The sequence below is a fragment of the Arthrobacter sp. Y3225209 genome (assembly GCF_059090685.1).
This window is the reverse complement of the sequence record NZ_JBNHFW010000054.1, coordinates 1-339: the sequence shown is the minus strand read 5'-3', so window position 1 is coordinate 339 and position 339 is coordinate 1. Positions and strand designations below refer to the sequence as shown.

The following is a 339-nucleotide window of genomic DNA, read 5'->3' as shown; positions in this document are numbered from 1 at the left end:
CACCACCCGGTGGCCAGGGCGATGCGGCGGCCGCGGCGGGCGGCCAGGTTGCCCAGCGGCAGGCCGAGCAGGGCGGCCCCGAGCGTACTGGCCGTCCGTGCCAACCCCGCCCATGCTTCGCTGTTGGTGACTTCCCCTGCCAGCAGCACGCCGATTGAGGGGGCCACGCCGACGCCGACGGTGCCGATAATCTGCATCACAACAAGCACGCGCATGGTGCGCCGCTGCACCAGGCCCAGCGGGTCCGGTGCGACGGCGGGATACGGCCCGCGCGCGGGCGGCTGGGGGTCTGACACTGGCGTCCTTCGTCGTGAGGGGCTCGAGGCGGTTTGCCGCGCA

Annotated in this window: 1 pseudogene; it reads right to left on the bottom strand. The window is 73.7% G+C overall.

Going from position 1 to position 339, the window contains the following annotated elements:
- A pseudogene (locus AC5RVB_RS16350) lies at positions 1 to 296 on the bottom strand (MFS transporter); the annotation flags it as partial.
- Between the last annotated feature and the right edge of the window lie 43 nt (positions 297 to 339).